This is a genomic window from Streptomyces sp. S6, assembly GCF_054880855.1.
Window position 1 is genome coordinate 1 of record NZ_JBTYMC010000397.1, and the last position, 5,299, is coordinate 5,299.

Annotated in this window: 4 protein-coding genes; 3 read left to right on the forward strand and 1 reads right to left on the reverse strand. The window is 71.2% G+C overall.

The annotated features are described in order from the left end of the window. A partial coding sequence (locus ACVNF4_RS32105; RefSeq protein ID WP_461806395.1) for a dihydrodipicolinate synthase family protein occupies positions 1-263 on the reverse strand: 263 nt, incomplete at its 3' end. A 262-nt stretch (positions 264-525) separates the two neighbouring features. Between ACVNF4_RS32105 and ACVNF4_RS32110 the strand changes: the two genes are divergently transcribed. The 3 genes from ACVNF4_RS32110 to ACVNF4_RS32120 all read left to right on the forward strand — a co-directional run. Then, positions 526-1,335 (forward strand): NAD-dependent epimerase/dehydratase family protein, encoded by an 810-nt coding sequence (locus ACVNF4_RS32110; RefSeq protein ID WP_461806396.1) that lies wholly within the window; start codon positions 526-528, stop codon positions 1,333-1,335. 294 nt (positions 1,336-1,629) lie between these two features. After that, entirely contained in the window at positions 1,630-4,593 is a 2,964-nt protein-coding gene (locus tag ACVNF4_RS32115; RefSeq protein ID WP_461806397.1) for a S8 family serine peptidase, read from the forward strand. A gap of 151 nt (positions 4,594-4,744) precedes the next feature. Continuing rightward, the coding region (locus ACVNF4_RS32120; protein WP_461806398.1) for a TerD family protein at positions 4,745-5,299 on the forward strand (555 nt) is incomplete at its 3' end.

Consider the following 5,299-nt stretch of genomic DNA (forward strand, 5'->3'; position numbering starts at 1 on the left):
GCGCCCGCGACGACCGGGACGCGCCCGGCGGTCTCCTCGACGGCCGCGCGCACGCAGGCCTCGAACTCGTCCGGGTCGAGCGCGTGGAACTCCCCGGTGCCGCAGCACGCGAACACGGCCGCCGCACCGGCGTCGACGCCCTGGCGCACGTGCGCGCGGAAGGCGTCGAGGTCGAGGGAGCCGTCGGTGCCGTAGGCGGTGACGGGGAAGAACAGCGGCCCGGTGGGGGCCTTGAGGCGGTCGGTGAGCGGGGCTGTCGGCACGGGCTCTCCTGGGGTCGGGGGACCGCATCCCGGAACACGGTCACGTTTCTGATCGTCGTACATATTCATGAACGCGACCACTCTAAGGAGCGGCATCATGACCGGTCAAGCGCGCCAAGGCACCTCAGGGTGGGCGTGTCCCGACCTTGTGCCCCCTTGACGAGGAGTGGCGGGAATCCTTAGCTTGTCCAAGCATGTGAATGAGGATCACGCATACGGCTCACCGGGCCGGGTGTGGCCCGCCGACCCGAGGAGACCGAGGATGCCCGCTCCGCGCACCGTCCTGCTGACCGGCGCCGCCGGCGGCCTGGGCACCCTGATGCGGGGCCTGCTCCCGGAGTACGGCTACGACCTGCGCTCCCTCGACCTCGTCCCCGTCGAGGGCGACCCCGGCGCGATCACCGCCGACCTCGCCGACCGCGACGCCCTCCGGGAGGCCGTCCGGGGTGTCGACGCGATCGTCCATCTCGCGGGCATCTCCGTGGAGTCCACGTTCGAGAAGATCCTCAAGGCCAACATCGAGGGCACCTACAACCTCTACGAGGCCGCCCGCGCGGAGGGTGTGCGGCGGATCGTCTTCGCCTCCTCCAACCACGCCGTCGGCTACACCCCGCGACCCGAGGGCACTGACGAACTCATCCCGATCGACACCCCACGCCGTCCCGACACCTTCTACGGCCTGTCGAAGTCCTTCGGCGAGGACCTCGCCCAGCTCTACTGGGACAGGCACGGCCTGGAGACCGTCTCCGTGCGCATCGGCTCCTGCTTCGCCGAACCGACATCCGTGCGCATGCTGTCGATCTGGCTGAGTCCCGCCGACGGCGCACGCCTCCTCCACGCCGCTCTGACCGCCGAGGACGTCGGCCACACCGTCGTCTACGGGTCGTCCGCGAACACCCGCCTGTGGTGGGACCTCACCTCCGCGCGGGCACTCGGCTACGACCCGCGGGACGACTCTGAGCCGTACGCCGAGAAGCTCATCGCCGAACAGGGTGAACTCCGGCCGGGCAACGAGGAACACGCCTACCTGGGCGGCGCCTTCGTCACGAACCCGCCGATCTGGCCCCACTGACCTCCCCCCACGGGATCACGCGGGCGGGCACCGAACGGGCCCGCCCGCACCCCTTTCCGGGCACCCGGGTCGCATCGGCGTCAACGACCGTGTCCCACCCGCGCGTTACCCGCAAGCTCCGGAGCGGTTCGCGGCCGGCGTGGCGCAAGGCGGCCACCTTGCCGTAGGCGGCATTCCCTTTCGGCCCGCACCCTGTGCACCATGAACCGCCAACCACTGCACGGAGGTTGGCGGCTTCCCGTACGACTCACGGAAAGGGCGAGGCCCTTTCCTCCTTGTCTCTGGGGGGACTTCATGAACCGAAGACCGACGACGGTCGGTGTGTCCGTCGCCGCGCTGATCCTGGCCGCCGCACCGTTAGCGGCCCCAACTGCCGCCGCCGACACGGCGGATACCCCGGCCCCGATATCCGGCCGCTACCTCGTCACCCTCGCCGACCAGCCGATCGCCACCTACGACGGCGGCGTGGACGGCATCCCGGCGACCAGACCGGACGCGGGCGAGAAGGTCGACGTCACCACCGACGACGCCCGCCGCTACCGCACCCACCTCGTCACCGAGCAGAACGCGGCGGCGAAGAAGGTCGGCGCGAAGGTCGCCCGGCACTACTCCGTCACCACCAACACCTTCTCGGCGAAGCTGACTCCGCCGCAGATCCTGAAGCTCGCCGCGACGAAGGGCGTCGTCTCCGTCACCCCCGACCGGGTGCACAAGGCGACCGACGACAAGAACTCCGTCGACTACCTGCACCTGTCGGGACGCAAGGGACTCTGGTCCGCACTCGGCGGAACGGCCAACGCAGGCAAGGGTGTTGTCATCGGCGACCTCGACACCGGCATCTGGCCCGAGAGCGCCTCCTTCGCCGCCCCCGCCCTCACCGCGGCCAGACCCCCGGCCTGGGACAAGTACCGTCCCTACCTGAGGGGTTCGACGACCGTCATGCGCAAGACGGACGGCGCGACCTTCACCGGGACCTGCGAGACGGGCGAGGAGTTCACCGCCGCCGACTGCAACCGCAAGGTCATCAGCGCCCGCCAGTACGGCGACGCCTGGCGCGAATGGGTCCCGGAGGCCAACCGCGCCGACTACATGTCCCCGCGCGACGGCGGCGGCCACGGCTCGCACACCGCCTCCACGGCGGCCGGCAACACCAACGTGCCCGCGAGCATCGACGGCCGCGCCTACGGCAGGATCTCCGGCGTCGCACCGGGCGCCGCCATCGCCGTCTACAAGGTGCTCTGGGAGAGCAAGGACGGCACCCAGACCGGCGGTCTGACCAGCGACATCGTCGCCGCGATCGACCAGGCCACCGCCGACGGCGTCGACGTCATCAACTACTCGATCGGCAGCGGCTCCGAGTCCCCCGCGAACGACCCGATCCAGACGGCGTTCCGCAACGCGGCGGCGGCCGGGGTGTTCATCTCCACCTCCGGCGGCAACTCCGGCCCCGGAGCGAGTACGTTGGACAACATCGCGCCGTGGACGACGACCGTCGCCGCGAGCACGGTCGAGCCGTACAAGGGGACCGTCGTCCTCGGCAACGGCGAGCGCTACACCGGGATCAGCACCACCCTCACCGGTACGGTCGGCCCCGCGCCGCTCGTGCGCTCGACGGCCGTCAAGAACGCGGACGCGTCCGCCGACGACGCCGAGGTCTGCGCCCCCGGCACCCTCGACCCGGCGCTGGCCGCGGGCAAACTCGTGGTCTGCGACAGGGGAGTTGTCGACCGGATCGCCAAGTCCGCCGAGGCCAAGCGCGCCGGCGCCGTCGGCATGGTCCTCGTCAACGTCTCCCAGGGCAGCACCGACGGCGACTCGCACACTCTGCCGACGGTGCATCTCGACGTCCCGGACTCCACCGTCGTCCGCGCCTACGCGGCCACGGCCGGAGCGACCGGTTCGCTCGTCGTCGGCGGCGCGGACATCGCCTACCCGCAGGTCGCCGGGTTCTCCTCGCGCGGGCCCTCGCTCCAGAACAACGGCGACGTCCTCAAGCCGGACATCTCCGCGCCGGGCGTCACGATCCTCGCGGCCGTCGCCCCGCCGTCCAACCGGGGCCACGACTTCGACTTCTACTCCGGGACGTCGATGGCGGCGCCGCACATCACCGGGCTCGCCGCGATCTACCTCGCGCTGCACCCCAAGTGGTCGCCCATGGCGGTCAAGTCGGCGATGATGACGACGACTTCACCCACCCTCACCCCCGAGGGCAAGCCCAGCGACGACGTCTTCGCGCAGGGCGCCGGTGAGGTCTCCGCGTGGCGGATGCTGCGCCCCGGGCTCGTCTACGACTCCTTCGAGCGGGACTGGCTGAGCTACCTGGAGGGCCTCGGCCTCGACACCGGGACCGGCGCGAAGCCCATCGACGCCAGCGACCTCAACTCGGCGTCCATCGCCGTCGGGGACCTCGTCGGCAGCCAGACGGTGAAGCGCACGGTCACCGCCGTCACGCCGGGGGTCTACCGGGCCTCCGTCGACCTGCCCGGCGTCAAGGCGACCGTCACGCCGTCCACCCTGCGGTTCACGCGGCCCGGCGAGCGCAGGACGTTCACCGTCAAGCTCGACGTCACCACCGCGCCCGTCGGGGTCGCCGACACCGGGTCGCTGACCTGGACGGCCGGGCGGACGACCGTCCGCAGCCCGATCGTCGTCACCCCGCAGGCCGTGCGCGCGCCCGCGCGGGTGACCGGCACCGGGGCCTCCGGCTCCGTCACCTACACGGTCGCCTCGGCCGCCACCGCGTTCACCGCGACACCGACCGGGCCGGTCTCCGCCGCGCCCGTCAGCGGGACGCTGAACGGGATCGACGAGAACGACTTCCTGCCGGACGTCGCCGCCGGGACCAAGGCCGTCGAGATCACCGTGCGGTTCGGGGCGACGACCGGGACCACCGGGATCGTGTACGGGCGTGTTGTCGGCGGAGAGCTCGTCGACAGTCAGGTCGCCCTGGCCGACGCGCAGGGCGTGTCCAACGCTGTGCTGACCAAGCCCGCGGCCGGGACGTACCTCGTCGCCGTCGTCCAGATCGGCAACGGGGGCACCGAGCCGGGGACGACCCCGTACACGTACCAGTTCAACGCGGTCGGCTCCGGTGGAGTTCCCGCCGGGTCACTGTCCGTGACGCCTTCGAAGGCGACCACGACTCCGGGGATGCCGCTGAAGGTGACGGCGGCGTGGAGCGGAGTGGGGACCGGGGGGCGGTCCACCGGCTGGGTGGAGTACGCGAACGGATCGGGGACGCTGATCAGCCTGAACTGAGCTGGTCGGCCTGAACCGATGTGAGCGCTGTTCCGGCCTCTCCGAGAGGGTTCTCGGTGGGGCCGGAATCAGTCTTTCGGGTGAAGACGGGACTGGGGAGCGGGTAAGGGAACGGCAAAGTGGTCTCGTTCGTTCACCCGGCATGACCGCTATGACCCCCGGCTCGAACATCCCCCTCCCCGTCGCGAAGGTGACGGTGGACGTCTCCGCGCCCGTGCGGCTCGACGTCTCGGGCCTGCTGCTCACCGCCGACGGCAAAGTGCGCTCGGACGACGACTTCATCTTCTACAACCAGCCGAACGGCCCCGGGGTGACGTACCGCTCCGGAGGAGGTTCCGCCCCCGACGCGATCACCGTCGACACCACCGTGCTCCCTCCCGGCATCGAGAAGATCGTCGTCACCGCCAGCCCCGACGCCGCGGGCCAGACCTTCCAGGGCGTCGAACCGACGGCGACGATCCGCAGTGCCGCCGACAACGCCGTCATCGCGACGTTCACCCCGCCCCAGCTCGGCACCGAGACGGCCCTCGTCATCGTCGAGATCTATCTGCGCAACGGCGCGTGGAAGGCCCGCGCGGTGGGGCAGGGGTACGCGAACGGCCTGGCCGGCATCGCGACGGACTTCGGGGTGACGGTCGAGGAACCGGCCCCCGTCCCGACGCCGACCCCCACCCTCACGCGCGCGGTGGCCGCCACCCCGCCCCCC

Bases quoted from the DNA above. Each gene is read 5' to 3' on its own strand.
- ACVNF4_RS32110 (WP_461806396.1), top strand. From the start codon at position 526: ATGCCCGCTCCGCGCACCGTCCTGCTGACCGGCGCCGCCGGCGGCCTG.
- ACVNF4_RS32115 (WP_461806397.1), top strand. From the start codon at position 1,630: ATGAACCGAAGACCGACGACGGTCGGTGTGTCCGTCGCCGCGCTGATC.